Here is a 26,628-nt window from a genome sequence, read left to right on the forward strand (position 1 = left end):
TCTTTTTGTGGTGCCACACTCACGTCATGCGATTGACCCAGTGGACCGACTACAGCTTGCGGGTACTGATGTACTGTGCCGCCACCGAAAGCCGCCCCACCCCGCCCACGATCAGCGAGATCGCGCTGGCGCATGGGATTTCGCGCAGCCACCTGACCAAGATCGCGATGACCCTGGCCGCCAACGGCTGGCTGGAAACGACCCGCGGACGCGGCGGCGGACTGCGCCTGCTCAAGCCCGCCGAACAGATCGTGCTGGGCACCGTGGTGCGTCAGACCGAAACAGACTTCAATCTGGTGGAATGCTTTGACGCGAGCCTGAACACCTGCCGGCTCGATGGTCTGTGTCTGCTCAAGCGCACGCTGAAAGACGCGATGGCCCAGTACTTGGCGGTGCTCGACGGGGTCACGCTGGCCGACCTGGTGACGCCTGGCCAGCCGCCGCTGGGTGGACAGGTAATTTCGTTCACGCCACGCGCCTGAGTCACAGGACAGCGGTATGGTGCGGCCCTGAGGCGCATGCCGTACGCTTGCTCCCTGAAGAAACGATCACATGGCCGCCAGCCCCACCTCCCTGAACGCGCCCCTGCAAACGGCTGATGCCGTGGCCAATGCCCTGCAGACCGACCCTGTCCGTGGCCTGAGTGCCCAGGAGGCGGTCCGTCGCCTGTCGCAGGACGGCCCCAACCAGTTGCGCACCACGCCCCCGCCCCCGGCGTGGCGCCGCCTGCTCAAGCAGTTTCAAGACCCCCTCATCTACCTGCTGATGGCCGCCGTGGTGGTCACCCTGCTCGCCTGGGTCATCGAAGGCCGCGTGGGCTGGCCGGTGGACGCCGTGGTCATCGCCGTGATCGTGGTGCTCAACGGCATCCTGGGCTATGTGCAAGAGGCCAAGGCGGCCGACGCGGCGGCGGCACTGGCTCGCATGGTCGAAGCCACCTCGGCGGTGATGCGCGACGGCCAACTGACGCGGGTGCCCAGCGCCACCCTCGTGTGCGGCGACCTGCTGGTGCTGAGCGAGGGCGATGCCGTGGGCGCCGACGCGCGCCTGGTGCGCGCCGCCGCGCTGCGTGTACAGGAAGCCTCGCTCACCGGCGAGAGCGAAGCGGTGCTCAAAGACGCCGCCACCCTGGTCGCCCCGGCAGCGGTGGCCGATCAGCGCAACATGGTCTTCAAGGGCACAGCCGTGGCGCAAGGCACGGGTCTGGCCATTGTCACCGCCACCGGCATGGCCACGCAGATGGGCGCCATCGCTCACCTGCTGGCCGAAACCCGGCAGGACGCGACCCCGCTGCAAAAGGAGATCCGCCGGGTCGGCCAGATGCTGGGTCTGGCGGTGATCATGATCTGCGTCCTGGTGGTGGGCTCGGTGCTGCTGGTCACCGAGGTGCACACGGTCGCCTCCCTGGTCTCCGTGATGATGCTGGGCGTGTCGCTGGCTGTGGCCGCCGTGCCCGAAGGCCTGCCCGCCATCTTGTCCATGGTGCTGGCCATCGGGGTGCAGCGCATGGCGCGCCGCCAGGCCATCGTCAAACACCTCTCCTCGGTCGAGACCCTGGGTTCGGCCTCGGTCATCTGCACCGACAAGACTGGCACCCTCACCCGCTCGGAGATGACCTTGCAGCGCGGCATGACCGCCTCAGGCCACACCCAGGTCACAGGCGTCGGCTATGCGCCCACTGGCGAGGTACAGCACCAGGGTCAGGCACTGACCGAGGGCGACGTGCACAGCGAGCACATCGCCCTGCTCAGCGGGGGCAGCCTGGCCGGCAACGCCGACCTGCGCCAGACGCCCACCGGAGAGTGGGAGATCCAGGGCGACCCCACCGAAGCGGCCTTCCTGGTGGCCGAACACAAGCTGGGCGCACAGGCGCAGCGAGATGCCCGCTTCGAGCGCATCAGCGAGGTGCCCTTCACCTCGGACCGCAAGATGATGTCCGTGCTGGCCCGTGACCGGGAGCAGGGCAACGCCCCCGTACTCGTGTGCAAGGGCGCGCCCGATGTGCTGCTGGCGCGCTGCACCCACCTGCGCGTGGGCAAGGCGATCGAGCCGTTGACGCCCGAGCGACGCGCCCAGGCCCTGGCGCAGGTCGAGGAGCTCTCCCAGGCGGCGCTGCGTACGCTGGCGGTGGCCTACCGCCCCATTGCCGCAGATGAGGATCTGCAAGCCGGTCATGCACTGGAAGAGCAGCTGATCTTCGTGGGCACCGCCGGCATCATCGACCCGCCCCGTGAGGAAGCCGGCGAAGCCATTGCGGAGGCGCGGCGTGCCGGCATCCGGGTCATCATGATCACCGGCGACCACCCGCGCACCGCCGAGCGCATCGCCACCGATCTGGGCCTGGTCGAACCCGGCGCCCGCGCCCTCACGGGCATTGAGCTCGATGCGCTGGACGATGCCGGCTGGGCCGAAGCCGTGCGCACCACCTCGGTCTTTGCCCGTGTGGCCCCGGCACACAAGCTGCGCATCGTCGATGCCTTGCAAGCGCAGGGACAGATCGTCGCGATGACGGGTGATGGCGTCAACGACGCCCCGGCGCTCAAGGCCGCCGACATCGGCATCGCGATGGGCATCACCGGCACCGAGGTGAGCAAGGAAGCGGCCAAGATGATCCTGGCCGATGACAACTTCGCCACCATCGTCGACGCCGTGCGCGAGGGGCGCGCCATCTTCGACAACATCCGCAAGTTCCTGCGCTACCTGCTGTCGTCCAACATGGGCGAGGTGCTCACGGTGTTCCTGGGCGTGGTCGCCGCCCAGTGGCTGGGCCTGCTCAACGACGGCCAGGGCGTGATCCTGCCCCTGCTCGCCACCCAGTTGCTGTGGGTCAACCTCATCACCGACTCAGGCCCCGCACTGGCGATGGGCATGGACCCGCCCACCGACGATGTGATGGCCCGTCCCCCACGTCGCCTGAGCGAGAGGGTGATCGACCTGCGCATGTGGCTGGACGTGATGCTCAACGGCCTGGTGATTGCCGTGTGTACCCTGCTGACCCTGGACTGGCATTTGCCTGGCGGCCTCATTGAAGGCCACGATAGCCTGGAGCTGGCCCGCACCGCCGCCTTCACCGTGCTGGTGTTGGCTCAGCTGTTCAACGCCTTCAACGCCCGTTCCGACACGCACAGCGCCTTCCACCAGGCCTGCGTCAACCCCTGGCTCTGGGGCGCAGTGGGACTGTCCGCCCTGTTGCAGATCGCGGTGGTGCACCTGCCGGTGCTGCATGTCGCGTTCGGGACCGTGCCGCTGAGCCTCGACCAGTGGCTGTTCTGCCTCGCGATGGGAAGCGCCGTCCTGTGGGTGAGCGAGATGAAAAAATGGGTCGGACGATGGACTCGTCCGACCCACTGAGGAGACACCGCGCGGAGCGACGCCTCGTGTTGCCGCGATGGTGTCCGATCAGCGGCGGTTGAGTTTCCAGGCGCCTTCGCCGCGACCGTCACCGGTGGTCTCGCCACGCTGGGTGTCCTTGGCGTAGTAGTACAGGGGCTGGCCCTCCAGGGTCACCTGACGGGTGCCATCCATGCGGATGATCAGCGGAAATTCCTTGGTGGCCACGGTGCCCGGCGCCACGGTCAGCGGGGGCCAGTTCTTGGCGCATTCGTCATAGCACTCCGACATGCCGGAGTTCTTGCCGTCCTTGGCATAGGTGTACACGGTCATGCCATTGGGGCCCACCAGCAGGCCATCGGCCGTGCGTGTCGGGAAGCCCTCGGCCGACACCGCAGCCTCATTCGTCATCGTGCCGCAGGCCGTCAAGGACAGCGCCACAACGAGTGCGGCAGACATGCTCAAAAGCGATCGCATCATCCATCTCCAGTGCTTACAGTTGACCGTTCTCGTGTTGGAACGGCAAGGATCGCTTTATAGAGATGGAATTTGACAGCGCCGTGTCAGGTGTCGGCGCCGCCAGCGCGAGGCTCAGTAAGCGTAGGCGATGCGCACCACCTTGCGCGCGGTGGCGCGCAGCGACGCTTCCTGTTGCGACAGCACCTGGTCGGTGGCCGACAACAGCGGCTGGGGCAGGCCCAGGTCCTCGGCGCGGCGCACCGCGTTGCGCGATGCGCTCACGGCGTCCAGGCCCAGGTTGAACCAGAGTGTGTTGAAGGTGTTGAGGGCCCGCGACATCGCCCGGTCGTGCGATTGCAGGGAGTGGATCGAACCCCGCTCCAGCTGGCTGAGATAGGCATGGGCCACATTCAACGGCGCCACGCTCAGCCCCAGCATGAGGTTCAGATTGACGTTCGGATCGGTCGACATGATGAGGAAGCTTGAATGACAACAGGCGCGATTCTAGGGTAAACCCTTAACCCATACCAGCACCCCTGCTTCTCTGGTGGCAAGCTGTGATGTGAACCCTGGTGTAATGCCACTTCTTTCACGCGCCAGAGCCTCACCGTGACGACCTCGCCTCCCACGCACCGCCGGATCGACCTCGACACCTACCCGCGCGCCGACATCCTGCGCGCCTTCGCCGACCGGAGCTTGCCCCAGCTCAGCGTCACCTGCGAGGTCGACGTCACGGCCATCCGGCAGGCCTGCCAGACCCTGGGCGTCTCGTTTTTCATGGGCATGAGCTACGCCGTGTCTCGTGCGGTACAGGCCGTGCCAGCCTTTCGCCAGCGTGTGATCGACGGCGTGCTGTACGAGTACGACCGCACCGACCCCGGCTACACCGTGGCACGCGACGGCGGCCTGTTCTCCTTCTGCGACGGCGTGCACCTGGACGACTTCGCCGCCTACTGCCGCGAAAACCAGGCCCGCATGGACGCGGTCAAGCTCACCCCCGACCTGTCCGTGGGCGCCAAGCACCACATGTTCTTCATCACCACGGTGCCCTGGCTGTCCTTCACCGCCTTCACCCACCCCTACGATCCGCTCTATGCCTACATCCCGGTGATCACGCTGGGCAAGTTCACGGCCCGTGGCGACACCTGGGTGATGCCCGTGGCGGTGCAGGCGCACCACGGCGTGGTCGATGGCATCCACCTGGCGCAGTTTTATGAGGCTTTGGCAGCGGTGCGCTTGCCGTGATCCTGTGCCGCCCTGCAGCACCCGCCCCACTCAATCCCAGCGACGGTCGTAGGCAAAGGTCGGCAAGCTCCAGCTGAAGTAAATGGCCGCCAGGCGCAGTGACAGGCCTGTCGCAAAGCTGATGAGGGTGTTGATTTCCTGATCGACGCCCAGCGCCCTCAGCGAGAGAAACAAGCAGCACACCGCCAGCGACACGATCGCGTAGATCTCACGCTGGAACACCACCGGCACCTGCGCGCACAGCACATCGCGCAAGATGCCACCAAAGATGCCGGTGATCATGCCCGCCATGATCACCACCGCCACCGGGTAGTTCATCTGCAAGGCCACATCGCAGCCGATCAGCGAGAAAGCCACCAGCCCCAGTGCGTCCAAGACCAGGAAGGTGCGCTTGAGACGGTGCATGTAGGGCGCGACCACGATGGTCAGCAAGCCCGCACAGATCACCAGGTAGATGTAAGTGGGGTGCTGCGTCCAGCCGATCGGGTAGTGCCCCAGGACCATGTCGCGCACCGTGCCACCGCCCAGCGCCGTGACAAAGGCCACCACGGCCACTCCGAAGATGTCCATGCTGCGACGCCCGGCCGCCAGGGCTCCCGACATGGCTTCGGCCGTGATGGCCACCAGGTAGATGAAGGTCAGCACAGCCCGTCTCCGTTATCCGCGTAAACCCTGATTATCGTTGGAGGGTGATCTCCCAGTGAAGCGCTATGACCTGCGGGGCGACACCCTCAACGGCGCCAGAAATGCCGCGTGAACAGCACCAACACCGTCAGGAACTCCAGCCGCCCCAGCAGCATGGCAAAGCTGAGCAAGGACAGCTGAAACGCACTCAAGCCGCCGAAATTGCCCGCCGGCCCCACCAGCCCCAGGCCCGGGCCGATGTTGTTGACCGTGGCGACCACCGCCGAAAACGCCGTCACGATGTCCAGCCCCGACAGCAACATCAGAAAGGTCAGGCCCATCGTGGCCCCACCGTAGATCAGCATGAAGCCCAGCACCGCATGCATCACCGGCGCCGGCACGGTCTGGCCGCCCAGCGTCACGGGATTGACCACCCGAGGATGGATGATGCGCACCAGCTCGCGCCGCGCCTGCTTGATCAGCAAGACCATGCGCACCATCTTGATCCCGCCCCCTGTGGAGCCCGCACAAGAGGCGAACGAGCCCAGAAACATCATCAACACCGGCAAGGCCACCGGCCACTGCGTGTAATCCTGCGACGAATAGCCGGTCGTGGTCGCCACCGACACCACATGGAACAGGGCCGCCCGCAAGGTGTCGCCCGCATGCAGATCGGGACGATGGTCCAGCAGGCTCAAGAACACCACCAGCACCGACACCAGCAAGACCCCGATGTACATGCGGATCTCGCGGTCATCGGTGACCGGCCTCAGCGAGCGCGAGCGCCACACCATGAAGTAGCGCAGGAAGCTGATGCCCGCCAGCGTCATGAACAGCGTCGCTACCCACTCGATCGCCGCCGAATTCCAGTAGCCAAAACTCGCATCGTGCGAAGACAGCCCCCCGAGCCCCATGGTCGTGCACATGTGCATGAAGGCATCGGCCCAACTCATGCCCGCCCAGCGGTAGGCGAAAAAGCACGCGGCCGAGAGCACGAAGTACACCGCCCACAGGCCCCGTGCCGTCTCGGCGATGCGTGGCGTGAACTTGGCGTCCTTCATCGGGCCCGGCGTTTCGGCCTTGTAGAGCTGCATGCCGCCCAGGCCCAGCAGCGGCAACACCGCCACCACCAGCAGCACGATGCCCAGCCCCCCCACCAACTGCAGGAAACAGCGCCACACATTGACCGAGACCGGCAAATCATCCAGCCCCGACAAGGCGGTGGCCCCCGTGGCCGTCAAGGCACTCATGGCCTCAAAGAAGGCCTTGCTCCAGGTGATGTCCGGCACGGTGAACAGCAAGGGCACCATGGCGTAAAAGGTCAGCACCACCCACACCAGGTTGACCAGCAAGAAGCCATCGCGCGGCAGCAGTTCGCGCTGGTACCTGCGGCTGACCATGAACAGCAGCCAGCCGCTGCCAAACGCCAAGCCGAACGACGCTCCCCACACCGCACGCAGCGCCATGGCATCTTCGTACCAGGCCCAGGCCAGCGGCACAAAAAACGAAAAGGCGAACGCCATCAGGATGCGCGCCAGCAAGGCCAGAACCGGACCAAACAACTGCATGGCGATCATCCAAAGAAGGTGGCACCGACCTGAAACAGCTTCTCCACCGCCCGGATCAAGCGCTTGTGGGGAATGAAGATGATGATGTGATCATCCGCCTCGATGAGCGTGTCATGGTGCGGCATCAGCACCTGAGACTGACGCCCCTCCCCCCGCACGATGGCACCGAAGCGTGCCCCGGCGGGCAGCTTGATCTCCTCCACGCGACGCCCCACCAAACGCGACGTTTTGGCATCGCCCCGCGCCACCCCTTCCAGCGCTTCGGCCGCGCCGCGACGCAGGCTGTGCACCCCCACCACGTCACCGCGGCGGATGTGCGTCAGCAACTCCCCGATCACGGTCTGCGCGGGCGACACCGCAATGTCGATCATGCCGCCGTTCAACATGTCGGCATAGGAGCGCCGGTTGATCAGCGCCATCACCCGGCGCGCGCCCAAGCGCTTGGCCAGCATCGCCGCCATGATGTTGTCTTCGTCGTCGTCCGTCAGCGCCAGGAACATGTCCATGTCGGCCACGTTCTCTTCTTCCAGCAGATCCTCGTCGACGGTGTCCCCATGCAGCACCAGCACATCCGAAGGCAGCTGGCTGGCCAGGTACTCGCAACGCGTGAGCTTTCGCTCGACGAGCTTGACCTGGTACTGCCCGATCAGGCTGCGGGCCAGACGCAGCCCCACCTTGCCGCAGCCCCCGATCATCACCCGCTGCACTGGCTTGTCCACATTGTGGATGGCCCTGAGCACCTCCCGAATGTGCTCCTGTGCGGCCAGCACGAACACCTCATCGCCGGGCAACACCACCGTGTCACGCGTCGGCTCGATGCCCACATCCTGACGGTACAACGCCACCACCCGCATCTCGAAACGCGGGAAATGCTGCTTGAACTCCGCCAGCGTGCGGCCGGCCAGCGGGCTGCCCGCCACGGCCTTCACCCCGATCAGGCACACCCGGCCTTCGGCAAACTCCAGCACATGCAGGGCTTCGGGGTACTCGAGCAACTTGTTGATGTAGTGCGTGACCGAATCCTCCGGGCAAATCACCCGGTCCACGGCAAAGCCGGACTTGGACAGCAACTCGTCGCCTTCCTGAAACTCGGGCGAGCGCAAGCGGGCGATCGTGGTCGGTACCTGGAACACGTTGTAGGCCACCTTGCAGAACACCAGGTTGGCTTCGTCCGACGTGGCGCAACCGATGACCATGTCGGCATCCTGCGCCCCGGCGTCGCGCAGCACCGAGGGCTGGATGCCATTGCCCACGATTCCGCGCAAGTCCAGGCGCTCTTCCAGCACGCGCAGGCGCTGGGGATCCTGATCGATCACCGTGATGTCGTTCTGCTCGGAGACGAGGCTTTCCGCGACACTCTCGCCTACACGGCCGGCGCCCAAAATGATGATATTCATGGAACGTACTGTGCCATCAGGAAGGCCGGGACGGGAGCCTGACGTGACGGCCCGTTGCGCAGAGACACGCAGGAGCGTGGCAGCCGCCAAACATCGACACGCCAAGGCGCCAAAAACCAAAAAGCCCCAAGTGAATCAATCACTTAGGGCTTGTACTTGGCGGAGAGGGTGGGATTCGAACCCACGGTAGGTTATGCACCTACGCCTGATTTCGAGTCAGGTACATTCGACCACTCTGCCACCTCTCCTGAACTGGTTGCAACCGTGGTCAACGGTGTGTAGCCTGCAAGTATAGCATCAGTTTTGATGCCTCATGCACGCATGCATCACGCCATGCGGATGAACTCTGCGCCCCCCAGGTAGGGGCGCAGCGCCACCGGCACGTACACCGAGCCGTCGGCCTGCTGGTGGTTCTCCAGCACCGCCACCATGGCACGGCCCACGGCCAGGCCGGAGCCGTTCAAGGTGTGCACCAGTTCGTTCTTGCCCTGGGCCGTCTTGTAACGGGCCTGCATGCGACGGGCCTGGAAGGCCTCACAGTTCGACACCGAGCTGATCTCGCGGTAGGCGTTCTGCGCGGGCAGCCACACTTCCAGGTCATAGGTCTTGGTGGCGCCAAAGCCCATGTCTCCGGTGCACAGCGACATCACGCGGTACGGCAGCTCCAGCTTTTGCAGCACGGCCTCGGCGTGGCCCACCATCTCTTCCAGCGCGCCATAGCTCTGTTCGGGCGTGGTGATCTGCACCATCTCCACCTTGTCGAACTGGTGTTGGCGGATCATGCCGCGCGTGTCACGACCGGCACTGCCTGCCTCCGAGCGGAAGCAGGGGCTGTGCGCCGTGAGCTTGATGGGCAACTGGTCCAACGGCACGATGGTGTCGGCCACGGAATTGGTCAGCGTCACCTCCGAGGTGGGGATCAGGTACCACTTGCTGTCCGATGCCTCGCCGTCGCCTGACGTCACGTGGAACAGGTCCTGCTCGAACTTGGGCAGCTGGCCGGTGCCTTGCAGTGCCTTGGCCTGCACCAGATAAGGCGTGTAGCACTCGGTGTAGCCGTGCTCCTGTGTCTGCACATCCAGCATGAACTGGGCGAGTGCACGATGCAGGCGGGCGGCTGGGCCCTTGAGGAAACTGAAGCGCGAGCCCGACAGCTTGGCGCCGGTCTCGAAGTCCAGCCCCAGCGGGGCCCCCACGTCCACGTGGTCCTTGACCTCGAAGGCATAGGTGGCCGGTGTGCCCCAGCGGCGCACTTCCACGTTGCCGGTTTCGTCCGACCCGACCGGCACGCTGTCGTGCGGCAGGTTGGGCACGGCCAGCAGCATGGCGGCGATCTCGGTCTGAATGACCTCCAGGCGCTCGGCGCTGGCCTTGAGCTCGTCACCGATGCCGCCCACTTGTGCCATCACGGCCGACACGTCTTCGCCCTTGCCTTTGAGCATGCCGATCTGCTTGGACAGGCTGTTGCGCTGGGATTGCATCTCTTCGGTGCGGCTCTGGATGGTCTTGCGTTCGGCTTCGAGGGCGCGGTAGGCGGCCTCGTCCAGGAAGGGCTGCGGGTTCTTGCGCTTGGCCAGGCGGGCCAACACGCTGTCGAGGTCTTTGCGCAGCAGGGCAATGTCAAGCATGGTGAGAAATCAGGTTGGAATGTGGTTCTAGCTTAGCGGCTATTGTCGGTGTTGCGCTCGTTGGGCAGGGGGCGGTCCAACCCCGTGCCGCCCAGCCCCTTGGGCAGGGGGAAGCGCACGTGTTCTTCCACGCCCTGCATGCGGCGCACCCCGACAGCACCCAGCGCACGCAGGCGGGCAATCACCTGCTGCACCAGCACGTCCGGGGCCGAGGCACCGGCGGTCAGCCCCACACGCGGATGCGCGTCAAACCAGGCTTCTTGCAGGTCATCGGGGCAGTCGATCATGTAGGCCGGTGTGCCCAGCCGCTCGGCCAGCTCACGCAGGCGGTTGCTGTTGGAGCTGGTAGGGCTGCCCACCACGATCACCACATCCACCTGAGGCGCCATGATCTTGACCGCATCCTGGCGGTTCTGGGTGGCATAGCAGATGTCTTGCTGCTTGGGCTCACGCACGTTCGGGAAGCGCTGCTTGATCGCCGCCAGGATGCCCGCGGCATCGTCGACCGACAGCGTGGTCTGGGTGACCACGGCCAGCTTGTCCGGATTGCGCACCTGCACCGTGGCCACGTCGGCCTCGTCTTCGACCAGGTAGATGCCTTCGCTGACCTGGCCCATCGTGCCTTCGACCTCGGGGTGCCCCTTGTGGCCGATCATGATGAACTCGTAACCCTCGCGGTGCAGCTTGGCCACTTCGACGTGGACCTTGGTGACCAGCGGACAGGTGGCATCGAACACCTGAAAACCACGGGCATCGGCCTCCCGGCGCACCTCCTGGCTGACGCCGTGGGCGCTGAAGATCAGGGTGGCGCCGGGTGGCACCTCGGCCAGGTCTTCGATGAAGATGGCGCCCTTGGCCTTGAGGTCGTTGACCACATAGGTGTTGTGCACGATCTCGTGGCGCACGTAGATGGGCGCACCGAACTGCGCGAGCGCGCGCTCGACGATCTCGATGGCGCGGTCGACGCCGGCGCAAAAGCCACGTGGCTCGGCCAGCAAAACATCTTGGACTTGGGTCATGTCAGAGCACGCCGATCAGCTGCACTTCAAAGGTGCAAGGCTGGCCCGCCAGGGGGTGGTTGAAGTCAAACAAGGCCCATTCCCCGGCCGGGTCCAGCTCACGCACGACCCCGGCAAAAGACCCCTTGCCATCGGGCGTCGGGAACTGCACGACATCTCCCACCGCCCAGGTCTCATCGAGGTCGCCGAGTTGGCGCAGCAGGGACAGGGCCACGCGCTGGATCATCTCGGGGTTGCGCTGGCCGAAGGCTTCGCCGGGAGCCAGTTCGATGACCGTGCGGGTGCCTTCGGCCAGGCCGATCAGGCGGGCTTCCAGCGCTGGCGCCAGTTCACCCGAGCCCAGCGACAGGGTGGCGGGCTTCTCGTTGAAGGTGTTGATGACGTCGCCGCCATCCGGCCCCGCCAGGCGGTAGTGCAGGGTCAGGAAAGCGCCAGGGGTCACCAGGGGGGCAGCAGAGGTCATGGGGGTGTCTCCCGCGCGGCAGAGGCCACAGCGGGGCTCCGGATAAGAAAACGCCGATTTTAGGTTTCAGAAGCCGTTCGCGCAGGTGCATCTGCGAAAGACTTGTTCCGCATCAGGCCCACCCATCCGAGGGCGTTCTTCCGAAGGATGGTCACCCGGCCCATCCCACCTGAGAATCCTCGGCTCCATCCACCCCTGTGACACCGCCCCGATGAAAGACCTGCCAGCGGCCCTCAGGCCCCGCGAGAAGCTGTTGACGCACGGCGCCGCCGCGCTGGCCGATGCCGAACTGCTGGCCCTATTGCTGCGCACCGGCATGAAGGGCCTGGGCGTGCTGCAACTGGCCGAGAAAGTGCTGAGCGACCTCGGGGGCCTGCCCGGCCTGTTGGCCGCCCCACCCACACAACTGACCCGCATCAAGGGCCTGGGGCCGGCCAAGCGGGCCGAGTTGCTGGCGGTGATGGAGATGGCACGGCGCAGCCTGTCGGGCACGCTGCAAAGTCAGCCGGTGTTCTCCTCGCCGCAGCTCGTCAAGGACTACCTGCAGATGCGCCTGGGGTCCCTGCCCCACGAGGTCTTTGCGGTGCTGTTTCTCGACGCCCAGCACCGCCTGATCGCCTGCGAGGAGCTGTTTCGGGGCACGCTCACGCAAACTTCGGTCTACCCGCGTGAAGTGGTCAAACGCACGCTCGAGCTCAATGCGGCCAGCGTGATCCTCGCGCACAACCACCCTTCTGGCGTGCTGGAGCCCTCCCGGGCCGACGAGCTCCTCACCCAGACGCTCAAAAGCAGCCTGCAATTGGTCGATGTGCGGGTGCTCGATCACCTCGTCGTCGGTCGGGGTGGTGCCCTGTCCTTCGCCGAAAAGGGCCTGATCTAAGTTGTTGTAGGCTTGCGCCTTGTGAGCCCCTCCAACAAGCCCCCCCTCAACACCACGCTGCGTGATTTCGCAGACCTCAAGCGCGCCCTGAGCAAGGCCGCGAAAGAGGCCGCGGCACGCCGTGAGCAAGAGCGTGCCGAGCAGGCGCGTCGCGAGGCCACCCAGCGCAGCCAGGAAGCCGACGCCGCCCTGTTCAAGCGCATGGTCGGGGCCGTTCACGGCCTGCCTCATACGGGCCGGGCCCACCTCACGCCGCCGCGCCCCCAGCCCGTGCCAGCGCGCCGCCAGCTCGACGAGCAAGCCGCGCTGCGCGAGTCCCTGTCGGACGAGTTCGATGTGGAGAGCCTTCTGGAGACCGACGAAACCCTGTCGTGGCGCCGGCCCGAGCTGGGCATCGACGTGGTGCGCAAATTGCGCCGTGGCGTCTGGGCCTTGCAGGGCGAGCTGGACCTGCATGGCCTGCGCACGGACGAGGCCCGGGAAGCCCTCATCGACTTCCTGCGCCAGGCCCACCTGAAAGGCTGGCGGTGCGTGCGCGTGGTGCACGGCAAAGGCCTGGGCTCGCCCGGCAAGCAACCCGTGCTCAAGGACAAGACACGGCGCTGGCTGGTGCAAAGCGAGCGGGTGCTGGCCTTCGTGCAGGCACGGGCCGACGAAGGGGGTGTGGGCGCGCTGGTGGTGCTGCTCAAGCCCGGCAAGACCAAGGGTCAGACCAGCGCCTGAGGCCTCACTTGTTGCGCATCCAGTCAGCGGTCTGCATGAAGGCCTGCTGCAGACGTTGGGCGAGCGCGTCGGGCACCTGCACGTCGGCCATGGCCTGACTCATGCAGGCCACCCATTGGTCGCGTTCCTTGATGCCGATGGCAAACGGCAAATGCCGGGCGCGCAGGCGCGGATGACCGAAGCGCTCGATGTACAGGCTCGGCCCGCCCAGCCAGCCGCTGAGAAACCAGTAGAGCTTGTCACGCGCATCGTCGAGCGTGGTGCCGTGGGCGGCACGCAGCTCGGTGTAGGCCGGCTCCAGGTCCATCAAATCGTAGAAGCGGTCGACCAGTTCACGCACCCGGGCATCACCGCCGAGCAAGGTGTACGCAGTCGGGGTCGGCAGGGCCTCGGCCGGGTCATCGTCCTGGGCAGGATCGTGCATGGGCAAACAACAGGAACAGGACAGGAGAGCGGATCAGGCGCGGCCCAGCAGACGCACGGCCACCTGGTTCACGCCCAGGGCGGCGGGACTGCCAGGGTGCAACTCCAGCAACAACTGGCGCTTGCGTACGGCCTCACGCACGCTGGGGTCAAAGGGGATGTCGCCCAGGAACTGCAGCTTGGGCACCACCCCGGTGGGGCTGACCACGAAGCGGTCGACCACCTGCTGCAGCTGCTGGCAAATGGTGCGCCCATCACCGGGACGCGCCACCTGGTTGACGACCAGGTTCAGCTTCTCGCGCGACTGCTGCGCCGACAGCACCTTGATGGTGGCGTAGGCGTCGGTCATGGAGGTGGGCTCAGGCGTGGCCACGACGATGACCTCGCCGGCCATCGAGACGGCATAGAGCACCACGTCGGAGATGCCCGCACCGGTGTCGATCAGGATGACGTCAAAACGCGGTTTGACGGTTTCGAAAATCTCGAGCAGCTTCTCGCGAACTTCGGGCGTCAGGCGCGAGTACTCAACCAGACCCGAGCCGGCCAGCAGCACGTGGAAACCGCCGGGGGCCGGCAAGATGGCCTCCTCCAGCTGCGCCTTGCCGGTGAACACGTCGTGCAAGGTGATCTTGGGGTAGAGGTTGAGCACCACGTCGAGGTTGGCCAAGCCCAGGTCGGCGTCCAGCACCAGCACCTTGAGGCCTTGGCGGCTCAGCGCCGTGGCCAGGTTGGCGCTGAAAAAGGTCTTGCCCACCCCGCCCTTGCCGCTGGTGACGGCCACCGTGCGGGCAAGTCGGGCGGACGGCTTGGAAGAATTTGTCTCGGAAACTGGCATGGGCACCATCATGAGGTCGTTTTCGGGTGTTCCTCAAGAATTTCTGAGGCCGATAGGGTGTCAGATTGCGCAAGACTGCTGAACAGGAAGCTTTTTTCTTCGGCGCTGACCACCGTCAGGGGGGGCGTGTCCAGGCAGGTGCGGTTGCGGCCCTCGGCCTTGGCGCGGTACAGCTGCTGGTCGGCACGCTCGGACCAGAGGATGACGGAGGAGCGCACCCACTGCGGCGCAAACGCCCCGCCAATGCTCACCGTCACCGAGGTCACGGTGCCATCGAGCAGATGGATGGGGCGCTGTGCAATGCGATGGCGGATGCGCTCGGCCACCGTCTGCCCGAAAGCCGGCGGGCAATTGGGCAGGATGACGGCAAACTCTTCGCCCCCCACGCGGGCCACGAGGTCCATGGGCCGCACACACTCCTGCAGGCACTCGGCCACGGCGCGGATGACGGTGTCGCCAGACACGTGGCCGTGGGTGTCGTTGATGGCCTTGAAGTGGTCAATGTCGGCCACGATCAGCAGCGAGGGCTCGCCGACCCGGGCCACCCGGTCGATTTCGCGGGCCAGCGCGGTTTCGAACTGCCGGCGGTTGGCCAGTCCGGTGAGCGGGTCACGGCTGGAAAGGTCGCACAAGCCATCGACCAGGGCCTGCACCCAGGGCCATTCACCCTCCCGGACATCGACCGGCGCACGCCAGCCTGCCTGGGTCAACAGGGCCACCGCATTGCTCAAATCCAGCACGCTCTCGGGCATCAACGTGGTGTCTTCAGGTACGGCAAGATGACAGCTGGGGGATGCGATGGCTCACTCCACGACAAATTCGTCAATTGTCCGCAAGTCTAGCAGGGCAGGCCGCTCTTTAACCCCCGGATGAGGGGCCTAATAGGGGGTGAATCGGCCACGCCGGCCCGTGGTTTTCAAACCAGCTCAAGGCCCACGCACGGCGTCCGATATACCCAATACGGGTTAAGGTGTCGTCACAGGGGCATCTGGCCCCTTGTTCGCCGTTGTTTGCCCTCACGTCACAGATTTCATGGACATCGTTGCCGACCGCGAGTTCAATTTCCACGCCCGCGACTTCGCACGCGTGCGCGCCCTCATCTACGACCGCGCGGGCATCAGCCTGCACGAGGGCAAACAGGCGATGGTCTACAGCCGCCTGTCGCGGCGCCTGCGCGAAACTGGCCACGCCTCGTTCGAGGGCTATCTGCAGTGGCTGGAAAGCGCCTCGGGCGCCCAGGCTCAGCAGGAGTGGCAGGAGTTCGTCAACTGCCTGACGACCAACCTGACCTCGTTTTTCCGCGAAGAGCATCACTTTCACACCCTGACCGACTGGCTCAAGGCCCGCGGCCCCCAGCCCACGCGCATCTGGTGTTGCGCCGCGTCCACGGGCGAGGAGCCTTATTCGCTGGCCATGACGGTGGCCGAAACCGTGGGGCTGAACGCACCGGTCAAGATTCTGGCCAGTGACATCGACACCAATGTGCTGCAGACCGCCGCCCGCGCGGTGTACGACGCCGGGGCCCGCGGCCTGAGTCCGCAGCGGCTCAAGCAGTTCTTCCTGCGTGGCAAGGGCAACAACGCCGGCTTCATCCGGGTCAAGCCCGAGTTGACGCGGATGGTGGAGTTTCGCCCCTTCAACTTGATGCAGACGCAGTGGCAGCTCGGGGAGCCCTTCGACGTGGTGTTTTGCCGCAATGTGATGATCTACTTCGATGGCCCGACGCAGCGCAAGGTGCTCGAGCGCATCCACGGCGTCATGAAGCCCAAGGGCTTGCTGTTTGTCGGCCACTCCGAGAACTTCACCGAATCACGCGACATCTTCGTCCTCAAGGGCAAGACGGTCTACGATCGGGTCTGACCCGCGTCGCCACAAGGATTTCCTCATGTCCAGCATTCCACCCTTTGGGAGCGCGCGCGGCCCCGCTGTGGGCGCCAGCCCCCGGCCCGGCGCCCTCGCCTCGGCGGCCGCCGCACTCAACCAGGGGGGCGGGCCGCGCACGGAGCGCCTGACCCGTCTCAAATCGCGCACCCCGAAGCCGGGCGAGGCCTCGTTTTTCTATTACGACGCCCACTTCAAGTCCGAGGCCGTCAAGATCCTGCCGGGCGAGTACTTTGTGTACCACGAGGACCTGCTGATCATGACGACGCTGGGCTCGTGCATTGCCGTGTGCCTGTGGGACCGCCAGGCCAAGGTCGGGGGCATGAACCATTTCATGCTGCCCGACAGTGGCGGCAACGGCCAGGACTCCGGACGCTACGGTTCGTACGCGATGGAATTGCTGATCAACGAGCTGATGAAGCTGGGGGCTTCGCGGATGACGATGGAGGCCAAGGTCTTTGGCGGTGGCGCCGTCATCAGTGGCATGAACACCATCAACGTGGGGGAGCGCAACACCACGTTCGTGATGGACTATCTCAAGACCGAGCGCATCCCCGTGGTGTCCAAGGACGTCCTCGACATCTATCCGCGCAAGGTCTGCTTCCTGCCGTTCAGCGGCAAGGCCATGGTCAAGCGCCTGGCGCCCAGCAACCCGGAAGCCATCCTTCAACAAGAGCGCCTGGCGGCGCAGAAAGTGGCCCCCGTCTCGCGCAGCGGTGGCTCGATCGACCTGTTCTGACAGGCGGAGAACGACATGCCCAAGATTACCGTGGTGGTGGTGGACGACTCGGCGCTGGTTCGCAGCATGCTGACGGAAATCATCAACCGACAGCCCGACATGGAATGCATCGGCGCGGCCAGCGACCCTTTTGTGGCCCGCGAGATGATCCGCAACCTCAATCCGGACGTGATCACGCTGGATGTGGAGATGCCGCGCATGGACGGCCTGGACTTTCTGTCCAAGCTGATGCGCCTGCGCCCGATGCCGGTGGTGATGGTGTCCACGCTGACCGAGCGCGGCGCCGAGGTGACGCTCAAGGCCCTGGAGTTGGGCGCGGTGGATTTCGTCTCCAAGCCCAAGATCGGGGTGGTGGACGGCCTGCGCCAGTTGTCGGACGACATCACGGACAAGATCCGCGTGGCGTCCAAGGCGCGCATCCACCGTCTCGCCCCTGCGGCTTCGGTGCCCCCCGCGGCGGCCGGCGCCACGGCAGCAGCCAGCTCGCGTGCCGCGTCGTCCGGTGCTGCGACGCCCGCCAAGCCGCTGAACACGTGCTCCTACAGCCTGGGCCGTCTGTCCACCGAAAAGCTGATCTTCATCGGCGCGTCCACCGGCGGCACCGAGGCCACCAAGGAGGTGCTGACCGCCCTGCCCGCTGACTCTCCGGGCGTGGTCATCACCCAGCACATGCCCCCGGGTTTCACGCGCAACTACGCGGCACGTCTGGACGGCCTGTGCAAGATCCGCGTGAAGGAGGCCAGCGATGGCGAGCGCATCCTGCCCGGTCATGCCTACATCGCGCCGGGCGGTCTGCACCTGAGCGTGGAGCGCTCGGGGGCCAACTACATCGCCCGCGTGCAGGATGGTGACCCGGTCAACCGGCACAAGCCCAGCGTGGAGGTGCTGTTCAAGTCGGCGGCGCGCGTGGCCGGCCCCAACGCCATCGGCATCATGCTGACGGGCATGGGTGCCGACGGGGCCAAGGCGATGCGCGAGATGCGCGACGCCGGCGCCTATTGCGTGGCGCAGGACGAGGCCAGCTGTGTGGTGTTCGGCATGCCGCGCGAGGCGATTGCGGCTGGTGCGGTGCAGGAGGTGCTGCCGCTCAACAAGATCGCGCAGCATGTGCTCGACCACCTGCGCGCCACGGTAGGCCAGGCACTTAGCCGGGTCTGATCCCGGCCCTCGCGCTCAGGGCCGACCAACGTACAGCATCAGGGTCGGCCCCACACCGGGGCTGTGCAAGAAGGCGGTGTAGACTGGGCCGATGGCCGTGTCGGCCCCCAGGTACAGGCTCAGGCCGGTTTTCTTGGCCCCCGTCCACACATCTTGCGGGCGCAGCCAGGCATTGCCCATTTCCAGGCTGGTGCCCGCGAACAGCCCGCGGGTGAGGATCATGTCGCTCAGGCGCACGTGGTAGCCCAGGCGCAGCAAGGCCACTTGGGGCCCGGCCACCTGGAACGGTGCGTAGCCCGAGAGCTGCTGGAAGCCACCCAGGCCAAACCGGCCGATGGCGGGTTGCGCCCCTTCGGACAGCGCCAGCCGCCCCATCAGACTGAGGGTGTGCGGCCCCCAGGAGTTCACCCACTGACCCTGCACGTCGAGGTGGCGCAGGTAGCCCTCGGCGTAGCTGCTGTCCTGCCGCGCGCGGCCGCGCCCCTGGAACCATTGCCCCTCGACGCGCCAACCCTTCGACGGGAAGTAGGCGTGGTCCAGCTGGTCGAACACGGCTTTCAGGCGCCAGCCGCTTTCGCGCCAGCGTTCGATCAAGGTGGTCTGTGGGCGCGACAGCCGATAGTCGGCTGTGGCCAGCGAGGGCTTGTCGCGCCCGATCTGCTCGACCCAGCCCAGGCGCCACTCGCCCAACTCGCGCCAGTTCAGACCTGCATCCAGCGAGAGTTGGGTCTGGCTCCGCTCGTTGCGGGCGTCTTCCGGGCCATCAGGGTCACGGTAGACGTCGAAGGTGCGGCGCTGGGCGCTGGCGGCTGCAGCCACGAAGCCGCTCAGGCCATCGGGCAGCTGCCAGGCCATCGGCCGGTACCACTCGGTGCCCACCAGCGGGCTGGTGCCCAGGCGCAGGATGTTGCGCCACTCGCTGCCCGCGTTGTCGAGCCAATGACGGTTGTGCACCAGCTTGAGGTTGAAGGCGCTGCGCCCCCGGTTATCTGCACTGAAGTCCAGCCCCATCTGCAGATAGTCGGGCCCCCAGGGCTTGTCCTCGAGTTCGTACACCAGGCCCGCTTCGCCTTGCGGCGTGCGCTCCAGGCGGTAGTCGGTGCGCAGGTAGTCCCCTGAGGCGGCCAGCAGGTTGATGTCACGCTCGGCCTTGGCGACGTCGAACTCCTGGCCCGGCTGGCTGGCGAACAGGTCGGGGCGCCGGTCCGGGCGCGTCAGGGCCGAGCCCTCGGTGCGCACGAACTGCAGGGTGGGCGGCGGCGGCTGGCGGCGCTGGCGGGCGGCACGCCAGGCGGCGTAGTCGGCCTCGGACAGTTGCAGATCCTGCATGCGCAGCACCATCGCCTCGGCCTGCACCTCGCCCTGGTCCATGAACTCGCGGGCGCGGTTGAAGTCGGCGGAGGTCAGGCCTTCCAGCCGGGGCGCGATCAGGACATCCTGGGGCGTGAGCGTGCGCAGGCTTTGCTGCACGTTCTGCTCGGTCAGGATGTTGATCATCTGCGTGGTCACCCCGGTCAAGGTCGACAGGGTGTCGCGCGGGGCCAGCGAGGTGCCGATGTTGACGACGATGAGCCGCTGGGCGCCCATCGCGCGGGCCACGTCCACCGGTGTGTTATTGACCAGGCCGCCATCGCCCAGGATGCGACCGCTCACTTCCAGCGGCGCGAAGATGCCGGGCACCGACATGCTGCTGCGCAAGGCGGTGGCCAGGTCGCCCTCGGCCAGGATCACGGGCTGGCCGGTCTCCATGTCGGTGGCCACCGCCCGAAACGGTGTCGGCAACTGGTCGAAATGGCGGATGTGGCTGGCCGACAGGGTCAGACGACGCAGGTGAGCCTCCAGCACGCGGCTGGACAGCGAGCCCAGAGGCGCCTTGAGCCCATCGCTGCCGATGCCGACCTCCAGCAGGGGCGAGACCTCGAAATCATGCTCCTTGCGACGCTGGGACAGTTCGCGCCGCTCCACGCGGCTGGCAAAGACGTTGTCCCAGTCCAGACGCTGGACTTCGCGCTCGACCTCCAGGGCGGACAGGCCGCTGGCATACAGGCCGCCCACGATGGCGCCCATGGAGGTGCCCGCGATCACGTCAACCGGGATGCGCTCGCGCTCGAGCACCTTGAGCACCCCCACATGGGCCAGGCCCCGGGCACCGCCACCGGACAGCACCAGCCCCACCTTGGGGCGCTCGGCCCACGCCGGCAGGCACGCGAACCCACTCAGGAGCAAGGCGCACACGGTGCGGCGAAGGGACAGGCGTGCAGGCGAAGACATGCGCGAGATTGTGCCGTGTCAAACCCGCTTGCCAATCCGGCTCGGTGCGCATACAAACTTGATGTAAGTCAGAACGCTCTGGCTCAATCCGCGGTTTGATAGATCCAAGAAAGCACAACGGAGAACCATCATGCAAGCATTGACCGACTTCCTGACCACCGACTATGGCCTGATGAGTCTGGCCGGCCTGCTCTTCATGTTCGGCATGCTGGGCTACATCGCTTGGTATGTGGCCCAACACGTCAAGCAAGACACCGAACGGCATGACAAGGATGTGCGCGAGGGCCGCGCACACTGATCGGTGTCGACTGAACGCCCACGAAAAAGGCCCTCTCACGAGGGCCTTTGTTTTGCCAGATGGGCAGAGCCTCAAGTGCTCACACGCCCTCCTTGACGACGGTGTTGCGCAGAACGCCCACTCCTTCGACCTCGACCTCCACCACGTCACCGTGGTGCATGAACACCTGGGGCGTGCGACGGAAGCCCACGCCGCCCGGCGTACCGGTCACGATCACGTCGCCAGGTGACAGCGGCATGATGGACGAGATGTAGCTGATCAGGCGCGGGATCGAGAAGATCAACAAGTCGGTGGTGCTGCGCTGCATCTCCACGCCGTTGAGGCGGGTGACGACGCTCAGCACACGATCCGGCGGCAATTCGTCCGACGTCACCAGCCAGGGGCCGAAAGCCCCGGTGGCACGGAAGTTCTTGCCGGCGGTCCACTGCGACGTGGCCATCTGCCAGTCGCGCACCGAGCCGTCGTTGTAGGCCGAGATGCCGGCCACATGGGTGAGTGCATCGGCCTCGGTGATCCGATCGCCCCCCCGGCCGATCACCACAGCAATCTCGCACTCATAATCAAACTGGTCTGACTCCTTCGGGCAGATCATCGGCTGGCCATGGGCCACCTGAGACTCTGCCACGCGCAGGAACAAGGTGGGATCCCCCACCTCGCCATGCCCGCCTTCGAGACGGTGTGCGTGGTAGTTGAGCCCCACGCACACGATCTTGCCAGGATTGGGAATGACCGGCAGCAAAGTCAACTGGCTCAGTTGGTCATCCGGCGCCACGCTGCCAGGCAACTGGGCAAACTGCGCCAGCTGGTTCTGCGCGATGGCCGTGCGCAGGTCAGGGCATTCGGGACCCAGGCGGCGGCCCAGGTCGTACACGTCCTGCCCGTCCACCAGACCAAAGCTGTCGCCCGTTCGGGTCTGGAAGGAGATCAGCTTCATGCGGCGGCCTTCTCACCGCTGCAGCCGATGTGGGCAATGCCCTCGATCTCGACCAGGATCTCGGCGCTGGCGCCCTTGGCCAGCGACTTCACTTCCACCAGCGTGCAGGCCGGGAAGTCGCCGCTGAAGAACTCCTGGCGGGCCTTCCACACGAGATGGTTGTGCTCGATGTTGACGACGAAGATGGTCATCTTGACGACGTCGTTGATGGAGCCGCCGGCGGCCTCGGTCAGGTCCTTGATCTTCTGGAAGATGACGCGGGACTGTTCGTACTCGTCCTTGCCCTGGATGGTGACGCGGTCGTTGGCGCGAGCGGTCATGCCCGAGATGTAGGCGATGTTGCCCACGGTCATGCAGTTGGTCCACATGCCTGGCACAGGCTCGGCCACGGCGGGAGAGGAGGAACGCTTTTTGAGAATGGTCATGTTGAAAAACTTCCTAAGTCGGTGATCACAGCTTGATGCGGCTGTCCCAGGCGGACTCGCCGCCCCAGTTCACACACACGCTTTGACGGCGCATGTAGCCCTTCCAGGAGTCGGACCCCGCGGTACGACCACCGCCAGTTTCCTTTTCGCCCCCGAAAGCAGCGCCGACGTCCGCGCCGGTGGTGCCCATGTTGATGCGCACGATGCCGCAGTCACTGCCGGCTGCCGACAGGAAGGTTTCGATGTGGGTGAGGTTGGTGGAGTGCATGCCCGAGGCCAGGCCTTGGGGCACACCGTTGTGGATGGCGATAGCTTCCTCCAGCGTGTCATAGGGCATGACGTAGACGATGGGCGCGAAGGTTTCGTGCTGCACGCACTCCCATTCGGGCTTGACGTCGGTGACGATGGCGGCCTGCACGTAGTGGCCGGGGCGCTGGATGCGTTTGCCACCGTACACCACCTTGCCACCCAGGCTCACGGCCTGCGCCAGTGCGGCTTCATACTGCCCCACGGCCGCGCCGTCGATCAGCGGACCGACCACGGTGCCGGGTTCACGCGGGTCACCGATGGTGATCTGCTCGAAGGAGTGCGCCATCAGTTCGACCAGCTCGTTGAGGATGGAGCGGTGCGCGATGATGCGGCGCGTGCTGGTGCAACGCTGGCCGGTGGTGCCGACGGCACCGAAGGTGATGGCACGGGCAGCCAGCTTCAGGTCGGCGGTTTCGTCGACGATGCAGCCGTTGTTGCCCGAGCATTCGAGCATGTAGCGGCGGCCCAGGGTCTGACCGACCAGGTCGGCCACCTTGCGACCCACGCCCGACGAGCCGGTGAAGGAGATCAGTGGCACACGGGTGTCACGCAGCAGCAGCTCGGCCAGCTGGTTGTCGGCCGGGGTGTAGAGCGAGAACACGCCTTCGCACTTGAACTCCTTCATGGCTTGGTTGGCCAGCTTCTGGATGGCGATGGCCGTGAGCGGCACCTTGGGGCTGGGCTTCCAGATCACCGTGTTGCCGCCGATGACCGACAGGAAGCCGTTCTGCGCCCAAACGGCGGCGGGGAAGTTGTAGGCGGTGATGATGCCGACCACGCCCAAGGGCAGCCATTGGTCGTACATGCGGTGCTTGGCACGCTGCGACTGCTGGGTGAAGCCGTACATCATGCGCGACTGACCGGCGGCCAGCGTGGCCATGTCGACCACTTCCTTGAGCTCGCCCTTGGCTTCCATCATGGACTTGCCGGTGTCGAGCATGACGACCGCGGCCAGCATCTCCATGTTCTCTTCGACCAGCTCACCGATGCGGCGCACGAACTCGCCCCGGGTGGGGGCCGGGACCATGCGCCAGCGCTTTTGCGCTTCGAAGGAGGCCGAGACGATGGCTTCGTAGTCCTCGGCGGTGGAGCCGGCAATGCGGGCGCTCAGCTTGCCGTCGGCGGGGCAGATGGCATCGAACGTGGTGCGGCCGTCCACCGGGGCCCAGCCCAGGGTGGCGCCATAAGAGCCGGACTGGACGGCAGCGATGCCGGCCTTCTGGAGGATGTCTTGGGTGTCAAACATGGATGAACTCTCAATCTGAATGGGGGTGGCGCGGCTCAGGGCTTGGCGAGGAAGTCGCCGATGGTCTCGTCGGTGTGGAAGACCGGCTTTTCCTTGTAGTGAGGGCCGTCGTAGATCTCGATCAGCACGCTGCGCTCGTGGGCGATGGTCGGGCCGTGAGCCTGGCCCACCGGGTTCATGTAGAAGGAGCCGGGCTTGAGGCGCAGGCCGACGTCGGTGTATTCGTAGTCGCCCTCCAGGCAGTACATGAACTGGTTGGAAGCGTGCACGTGCTTGACCGGGATGCGACCGCCCTTCTCGTATTCGAGGATGGCGATGGACGCACCGGTTTCGGGGTTCTTGAACAGGAAGTACTGGCGGAAGCCGTACTCGGGGAAGTTGATCCACTGGTCTGGGTCCAGGTCCTCACGGTTGATGAGGATTTCCAGCGTCTTCATGGTGTTGACATCGGGGCTCACGGTGTGGTCTCCAGAGGTGGGAAAGCGGGACGGCCAGCGGCCACCCATTGGTCATAGGCTGCGCGGCTCTCAGGGGTGGCCGGGAAGCAGTCGAGGATGGAAGTGCCGCGCTCGATGAGTTGCGCGGCATAGGCTTCGTATTCGAAGGCGTCAAGGGCTTCGATGGCGATCTCGTCGGCCAGGTGGCGGGGGATGCAGACCACCCCTTCGCCGTCGCCGACGATGACGTCACCGGGGTAGACGGGCACACCCGCGCAGCCAACCGGGCCGTTGAGCTCGATGGGGTGCATGGCGATGGCCGTGGCCGGCGGCGCACTCTGCTTTTGGTAGCAGGGCAAGCCGGTGGCCTGGATGGCCGGGGCATCACGGTAGCCCCCGTCGGTGACGACGCCTTGGACGCCGCGGTGCTTGAGGCGCAGGGCCATCATGTCGCCCATGGCGGCAGCCTTGGTCGAGCCCATGGCATCGATCACGAGGACAGCGCCTTGTGGGCACTGCTCGATCGCCACGCGATGCAGGTTATCGCGCTTGCCATAGTTCGCCATGGTGTCCAAATCTTCACGGGCTGGCATGAAGCGCAGCGTGTAGGCGGGGCCGACCAGTTGACCTTGCTCGGGCGTCAGCGGTGCCAGGCCCAGCAGGTACACATTGCGAAAGCCGCGCTTGAGCAAGGCGTTGGTCACGTTGGCCGTGCCCACCTTCATCAGGCGTTCCCGCGTGATGTCGGAGATGGGTTCGGTGGTGTAGCTCATGTGGTGATCCTCGTCACTGGAAGAATTCCATGGGAGGCTCCATGCCCCACTGGGTGGTTTCGGGTGCTGTGCCGTTGAACACACCGGGCTGGTGGCTGGCGTCGACGACGTCGCCATCGGTGTAGTGCTCGACGCGGAAGCCGAAGGGGTCTTTCCAGTAGTCAAAGACCTGGCTGCCCATCAGGTGACGTCCCACGCCGCAGTCGAGCTGCCAGCCTTGCTGGACCAGGTAATCGTGCGCACCCATGATGGCGTCGAGGTCCTGCACTTCGAACGAGCAGTGGTGCACGCCCACCCAGTCCGACTGCAGGATCAGCAGGCTGTGGTGGTCCACCAGTTCGGCGCCACGGTCGAAGCGCAGGAAGGTGCCGTAAGGCGGGCCGTCGGTGCCGGGCGGCACGAAGAACTCGGAGGGCAACATGCCGAAGCGGTCGCGGAACCACTTCACGGTTTCGTCGTGGTTGCTCACGTGCAGCACGAAGTGACCCAGGCGCATGGCCTCGCACGGTTCGCGCTTGACGCGGATGGACGAGCCGACGCGGTGCTTGGCCTGGCCGGCGTTGAAGGCATGCGGGCCGCGGATGGGCAGCGGCGCGGCGTGTTCACGTCCCCAGACGGCGCGGATCTCGATGCCATCGGGGGTGTGCATGATGACCTGCCAGCCGCCACCGGGTTCAGTCGACCAGTCGATGGGCGAGGAGCCCGGCAGCGCGGCCAGCTCTTCGAGGTCCGCCTTGCTGGCCACTTCCAGGGTGGCGCCGATGAAGCGTTGCTTGGCGGCGTGGCGGGTCACGTGCAGGTGATGCTGATGCCCACTGCCGCGCATGTACAGCACCCCATCGGTACTGGGCACGCGACGCAGACCGAAGTCGGTCATGAAGCGCTCCATCAAGGCCAGGTCCGGCGCTTCATAGCTCACTTGGGCGATGTCAATGGCTCGTGCCATGGTCTTCACTCACAAAAAGAATTCGTCATCGGGTAGGGCCTGCGCCCCATGCCGCTCAGTTCAGCTGGTTCAGGGCGGCGTAGCGGCCACCGTGGTACAGCAGGGGGCCACCGCAGTCGCCGTCCAGGCACAGCTCCTGCACACGGCCCACAAACAGGGTGTGATCGCCACAGGGGTAGGCGTGCTGCAGGTCGGCGGCCAGTTGCACGGCCGCGCCTTCGATCACCGGCATGTCGCACAAGGACAGGAAGGTCGGTGCGTAGTCGGGCGAGGGCTTGCCGGCAAAGTGGTTGCTGACGCTCAGCTGCGGTTTGGCCAGCACGCTGACACCGAAGCGGCCCGCGCGTTGCAGTCGCTCATGCATCTTGGCCGAGCAAGCCACGGACACGATCACCAGCGGCGGCTCCAGCGAGCCCGACATGAAGGCGTTGGCCGTCATGGCGTGGGTTTCGCCGTCCACCTCGGTGGTGATGACGACGACACCGGTGGCGAACTGGCCCATGGCATCGCGGAACTGACGCGAAGTGAACGTGGGCGTTGACGGCTCGACGACAGGCGCGGGCACATTCACAGGGGGCATGGTTTCCATCATGGCAAGGGCGGTCATGGACATGTCT

Annotated in this window: 28 protein-coding genes and 1 tRNA gene; 9 read left to right on the forward strand and 20 right to left on the reverse strand. The window is 65.7% G+C overall.

What is annotated here, in order from left to right; translation table 11 throughout:
* Positions 1–26 precede the first annotated feature (26 nt).
* Together RBT42_RS01550 and RBT42_RS01555 are read left to right on the forward strand one after the other, a co-directional pair.
* The gene (locus RBT42_RS01550) at positions 27–482 is read left to right on the forward strand and encodes an Rrf2 family transcriptional regulator (protein WP_320361944.1); all 456 of its coding nucleotides are present in this window, start codon (positions 27–29) and stop codon (positions 480–482) included.
* Positions 483–552: 70 nt separating this feature from the next.
* A complete protein-coding gene (locus RBT42_RS01555) occupies positions 553–3,351 on the forward strand; it encodes a cation-translocating P-type ATPase (RefSeq protein WP_320361946.1) in 2,799 nt (932 codons plus the stop codon).
* Positions 3,352–3,399: 48 nt separating this feature from the next.
* On the opposite strand, the gene RBT42_RS01560 is transcribed toward RBT42_RS01555, so the two are convergent.
* Both RBT42_RS01560 and RBT42_RS01565 read right to left on the reverse strand, forming a co-directional pair.
* Positions 3,400–3,789, reverse strand: coding sequence for an ATP-binding protein (locus tag RBT42_RS01560; protein WP_320361948.1), 390 nt, complete (start codon positions 3,787–3,789; stop codon positions 3,400–3,402).
* A 132-nt stretch (positions 3,790–3,921) separates the two neighbouring features.
* A complete protein-coding gene (locus RBT42_RS01565) occupies positions 3,922–4,260 on the reverse strand; it encodes a hypothetical protein (protein ID WP_320361950.1) in 339 nt (112 codons plus the stop codon).
* Positions 4,261–4,398: 138 nt separating this feature from the next.
* Here RBT42_RS01565 and RBT42_RS01570 point away from each other — a divergent pair, with 138 nt between their 5' ends.
* Entirely contained in the window at positions 4,399–5,034 is a 636-nt protein-coding gene (locus tag RBT42_RS01570; RefSeq protein ID WP_320361951.1) for a CatA-like O-acetyltransferase, read from the forward strand.
* Positions 5,035–5,064: 30 nt separating this feature from the next.
* On the opposite strand, the gene RBT42_RS01575 is transcribed toward RBT42_RS01570, so the two are convergent.
* The 7 genes from RBT42_RS01575 to RBT42_RS01605 form a co-directional block, all read right to left on the reverse strand.
* Positions 5,065–5,679, reverse strand: a complete 615-nt coding sequence (locus RBT42_RS01575; RefSeq protein WP_320361953.1) for a trimeric intracellular cation channel family protein — start codon at positions 5,677–5,679, stop codon at positions 5,065–5,067.
* Positions 5,680–5,765: 86 nt separating this feature from the next.
* Positions 5,766–7,226, reverse strand: coding sequence for a TrkH family potassium uptake protein (locus tag RBT42_RS01580; protein WP_320361955.1), 1,461 nt, complete (start codon positions 7,224–7,226; stop codon positions 5,766–5,768).
* Between the two features lie 5 nt (positions 7,227–7,231).
* Positions 7,232–8,623 carry a Trk system potassium transporter TrkA gene (gene trkA, locus RBT42_RS01585; RefSeq protein ID WP_320361957.1) on the reverse strand — a complete coding sequence of 464 codons (1,392 nt, stop codon included), beginning with the start codon at positions 8,621–8,623 and terminating at the stop codon, positions 7,232–7,234.
* Between the two features lie 157 nt (positions 8,624–8,780).
* Positions 8,781–8,871 (reverse strand) — tRNA-Ser (locus RBT42_RS01590).
* Between the two features lie 78 nt (positions 8,872–8,949).
* A complete protein-coding gene (gene serS, locus RBT42_RS01595) occupies positions 8,950–10,251 on the reverse strand; it encodes a serine--tRNA ligase (protein ID WP_320361959.1) in 1,302 nt (433 codons plus the stop codon).
* A 32-nt stretch (positions 10,252–10,283) separates the two neighbouring features.
* A complete protein-coding gene (gene ispH / locus RBT42_RS01600) occupies positions 10,284–11,270 on the reverse strand; it encodes a 4-hydroxy-3-methylbut-2-enyl diphosphate reductase (RefSeq protein ID WP_320361961.1) in 987 nt (328 codons plus the stop codon).
* Position 11,271: 1 nt separating this feature from the next.
* A complete protein-coding gene (locus RBT42_RS01605; RefSeq protein ID WP_300156865.1) occupies positions 11,272–11,733 on the reverse strand; it encodes an FKBP-type peptidyl-prolyl cis-trans isomerase in 462 nt (153 codons plus the stop codon).
* 211 nt (positions 11,734–11,944) lie between these two features.
* Between RBT42_RS01605 and radC the strand changes: the two genes are divergently transcribed.
* Together radC and RBT42_RS01615 are read left to right on the forward strand one after the other, a co-directional pair.
* Positions 11,945–12,613: a RadC family protein gene (gene radC / locus RBT42_RS01610; protein ID WP_320361966.1), complete on the forward strand. Its 669-nt coding sequence runs from the start codon at positions 11,945–11,947 to the stop codon at positions 12,611–12,613.
* Positions 12,614–12,634: 21 nt separating this feature from the next.
* Positions 12,635–13,336, forward strand: a complete 702-nt coding sequence (locus RBT42_RS01615) for a Smr/MutS family protein (protein ID WP_320361968.1) — start codon at positions 12,635–12,637, stop codon at positions 13,334–13,336.
* Between the two features lie 4 nt (positions 13,337–13,340).
* Here the strand turns inward: RBT42_RS01615 and RBT42_RS01620 are convergent, their stop codons facing one another.
* From RBT42_RS01620 to RBT42_RS01630, 3 genes are read right to left on the reverse strand one after another with little or no spacing between them, the layout of a single operon-like run.
* Entirely contained in the window at positions 13,341–13,760 is a 420-nt protein-coding gene (locus tag RBT42_RS01620; RefSeq protein WP_320361970.1) for a group II truncated hemoglobin, read from the reverse strand.
* Between the two features lie 33 nt (positions 13,761–13,793).
* The gene (locus RBT42_RS01625) at positions 13,794–14,594 is read right to left on the reverse strand and encodes a MinD/ParA family protein (protein ID WP_320361972.1); all 801 of its coding nucleotides are present in this window, start codon (positions 14,592–14,594) and stop codon (positions 13,794–13,796) included.
* Between the two features lie 8 nt (positions 14,595–14,602).
* The gene (locus RBT42_RS01630; protein ID WP_320361974.1) at positions 14,603–15,346 is read right to left on the reverse strand and encodes a GGDEF domain-containing protein; all 744 of its coding nucleotides are present in this window, start codon (positions 15,344–15,346) and stop codon (positions 14,603–14,605) included.
* Between the two features lie 280 nt (positions 15,347–15,626).
* On the opposite strand from RBT42_RS01630, the gene RBT42_RS01635 reads away from it, so the two are divergent.
* From RBT42_RS01635 to RBT42_RS01645, 3 genes are read left to right on the forward strand one after another with little or no spacing between them, the layout of a single operon-like run.
* Positions 15,627–16,454 (forward strand): CheR family methyltransferase, encoded by an 828-nt coding sequence (locus tag RBT42_RS01635; protein ID WP_320361976.1) that lies wholly within the window; start codon positions 15,627–15,629, stop codon positions 16,452–16,454.
* A gap of 25 nt (positions 16,455–16,479) precedes the next feature.
* Positions 16,480–17,214 carry a chemoreceptor glutamine deamidase CheD gene (gene cheD / locus RBT42_RS01640; protein ID WP_320361978.1) on the forward strand — a complete coding sequence of 245 codons (735 nt, stop codon included), beginning with the start codon at positions 16,480–16,482 and terminating at the stop codon, positions 17,212–17,214.
* Between the two features lie 15 nt (positions 17,215–17,229).
* Entirely contained in the window at positions 17,230–18,372 is a 1,143-nt protein-coding gene (locus RBT42_RS01645) for a chemotaxis response regulator protein-glutamate methylesterase (protein WP_320361979.1), read from the forward strand.
* A gap of 15 nt (positions 18,373–18,387) precedes the next feature.
* On the opposite strand, the gene RBT42_RS01650 is transcribed toward RBT42_RS01645, so the two are convergent.
* Complete coding sequence (locus RBT42_RS01650) at positions 18,388–20,643, reverse strand: patatin-like phospholipase family protein (RefSeq protein WP_320361980.1); 2,256 nt, start codon at positions 20,641–20,643, stop codon at positions 18,388–18,390.
* Positions 20,644–20,773: 130 nt separating this feature from the next.
* Here RBT42_RS01650 and RBT42_RS01655 point away from each other — a divergent pair, with 130 nt between their 5' ends.
* Entirely contained in the window at positions 20,774–20,941 is a 168-nt protein-coding gene (locus RBT42_RS01655; RefSeq protein ID WP_320361982.1) for a DUF3149 domain-containing protein, read from the forward strand.
* Positions 20,942–21,020: 79 nt separating this feature from the next.
* Here RBT42_RS01655 and RBT42_RS01660 read toward each other — a convergent pair whose 3' ends face one another.
* From RBT42_RS01660 to RBT42_RS01690, 7 genes are read right to left on the reverse strand one after another with little or no spacing between them, the layout of a single operon-like run.
* A complete protein-coding gene (locus tag RBT42_RS01660; RefSeq protein WP_320361983.1) occupies positions 21,021–21,875 on the reverse strand; it encodes a fumarylacetoacetate hydrolase family protein in 855 nt (284 codons plus the stop codon).
* Complete coding sequence (locus RBT42_RS01665; RefSeq protein ID WP_320361985.1) at positions 21,872–22,300, reverse strand: RidA family protein; 429 nt, start codon at positions 22,298–22,300, stop codon at positions 21,872–21,874. Before RBT42_RS01665 ends, RBT42_RS01660 begins: the two co-directional genes overlap by 4 nt.
* Positions 22,301–22,325: 25 nt before the next feature.
* Positions 22,326–23,855, reverse strand: a complete 1,530-nt coding sequence (locus tag RBT42_RS01670) for an aldehyde dehydrogenase family protein (RefSeq protein ID WP_320361987.1) — start codon at positions 23,853–23,855, stop codon at positions 22,326–22,328.
* Between the two features lie 35 nt (positions 23,856–23,890).
* Entirely contained in the window at positions 23,891–24,313 is a 423-nt protein-coding gene (locus RBT42_RS01675; RefSeq protein WP_320361989.1) for a cupin domain-containing protein, read from the reverse strand.
* Positions 24,310–25,065, reverse strand: a complete 756-nt coding sequence (locus RBT42_RS01680; protein ID WP_320361991.1) for a ribonuclease activity regulator RraA — start codon at positions 25,063–25,065, stop codon at positions 24,310–24,312. Before RBT42_RS01680 ends, RBT42_RS01675 begins: the two co-directional genes overlap by 4 nt.
* Positions 25,066–25,078: 13 nt before the next feature.
* Complete coding sequence (locus RBT42_RS01685; RefSeq protein WP_320361993.1) at positions 25,079–26,011, reverse strand: VOC family protein; 933 nt, start codon at positions 26,009–26,011, stop codon at positions 25,079–25,081.
* A 55-nt stretch (positions 26,012–26,066) separates the two neighbouring features.
* Positions 26,067–26,618 (reverse strand): flavin reductase family protein, encoded by a 552-nt coding sequence (locus RBT42_RS01690; protein WP_320361995.1) that lies wholly within the window; start codon positions 26,616–26,618, stop codon positions 26,067–26,069.
* Positions 26,619–26,628 lie beyond the last annotated feature (10 nt).

Source organism: Aquabacterium sp., from assembly GCF_034003525.1.
Classification (GTDB): domain Bacteria; phylum Pseudomonadota; class Gammaproteobacteria; order Burkholderiales; family Burkholderiaceae_C; genus Aquabacterium.